The sequence below is a fragment of the Caldovatus aquaticus genome, from assembly GCF_019458025.1.
GTDB lineage: Bacteria > Pseudomonadota > Alphaproteobacteria > Acetobacterales > Acetobacteraceae > Caldovatus > Caldovatus aquaticus.
Genome location: NZ_JAHZUY010000127.1, coordinates 1 through 1,325, shown reverse-complemented (window position 1 = coordinate 1,325; position 1,325 = coordinate 1). Strand labels below are relative to the sequence as shown.

Below are 1,325 nucleotides of genomic sequence, written 5' to 3'. Positions count from 1 at the left end.
GTGGAGCGCCCCCAGTTCGACCGGACACCCGGCGCAACCTGAGGGCCTAGGTGTGAGCCTAGGCGTGCGCCTATGTCGAAGCCCGTCGAGCGTGTCGAAGTCGTCACCGGCCGGGAGCGCCGGAGGCGCTACACTGCCGAGGGGAAGGTCAGGCTGGTCGAGGAGACGACCCGGCCCGGCATGACGGTCTTCGCCGTCGCCCGGCTCCACGGCGTCTCCCCGAGCCTGCTGTTCGGGTGGAGGCGGCGGATGGCTGAGGGTGGCCTGGAGGCTGTCGGGGCGGACGGGAAGGTGGTCTCCCCCAGCCGGGTCCGTGAACTCGAGACGAAGGTCCGCGAGTTGGAGCGCCTGCTCGGCCGCAAGACGATGGAGGCCGGGATCCTCCGTGAGGCGCTGGACCAGGCCCGCCCCAAAAAACCGAGCTTGCGCTTGCAGTCGCCGCCACCGGGCGGTTCGCGGCGAAGGCGGTGGCCGACACCCTCGGCGTTGCCCGGTCCAACCCGGTGGCGCAGCTCCGGCATCCCGAGCGCCGCCGCCGCGGCCCATACCGCCGGGTCGGCGACGACGACCTCTTGGCTGACATCCGCGCCATCGCCGACGCGCGGCCGACCTACGGCTACCGTCGCGTGGCGGCCTTGCCGAACCGAGCCAGGCGGACCTCCGGCGAGCCGCCGGTCAACCGAAAGCGCGTCCTTCGCCTCATGCGCCAGGCCTCATTGCTGCTGCAGCCGCACACCGGCAGGCGGCCGATCCGCACTCATGAGGGCACCGCTGTCGCCCCCGCCTCGAACCGGCGCTGGGCCTCAGACGGCTTTGAGATCCCCTGCTGGAACGGCGAGATGGTCCGCGTCGCCTTCGCCATCGACGCCCACGACCGCGAGGTCATCGCCCGGGTCGCCACCGTCGGCGCCGGGATCAGCGGCGAGATGGTGCGTGACATGATGCTGGAGTGCGTCGAGCGCCGGTTCGGCGCCGTCCGCGCCCCGGAGCCGGTGCAATGGCTTGCCGACAACGGCTCCGCCTACGCCGCTGCCGAGACGGTGGACTTCGCCACCGCGCCGAAGCTCGTCGCCCGCTTCACGCCGGTCCGCAGCCCGGAAAGCAACGGCGTCCGCGAAGCCTTCGTCAAAACCGTGAAGCGCGACTACCTCCGGGCGAACCCTCGTCCGGACGCCATCTCCGTCCTGCAGCAGCTCCCCGCCCGGTTCGAGGATTACAACGCCATCCACCCCCATAGCGGCTTGCGCATGCTCTCGCCGCGCGAGCTCATCGCCCAGCAGTCAGCAACCCAAGCCGTGTGCCCGGTCTGACGGGGTGCACTCCAG

Annotated in this window: 1 protein-coding gene; it reads left to right on the top strand. The window is 71.4% G+C overall.

Going from position 1 to position 1,325, the window contains the following annotated elements; all coding sequences use genetic code 11:
• The first annotated feature begins 72 nt into the window (after nucleotides 1-72).
• Nucleotides 73-1,310, top strand: a protein-coding gene (locus tag K1J50_RS18765) for an IS3 family transposase (RefSeq protein WP_220119269.1) whose coding sequence is annotated in 2 segments (ribosomal slippage) — nucleotides 73-409 and nucleotides 409-1,310 — 1,239 coding nt in all. Because the reading frame shifts where the segments join, the coding sequence is not laid out codon by codon here.
• Nucleotides 1,311-1,325 lie beyond the last annotated feature (15 nt).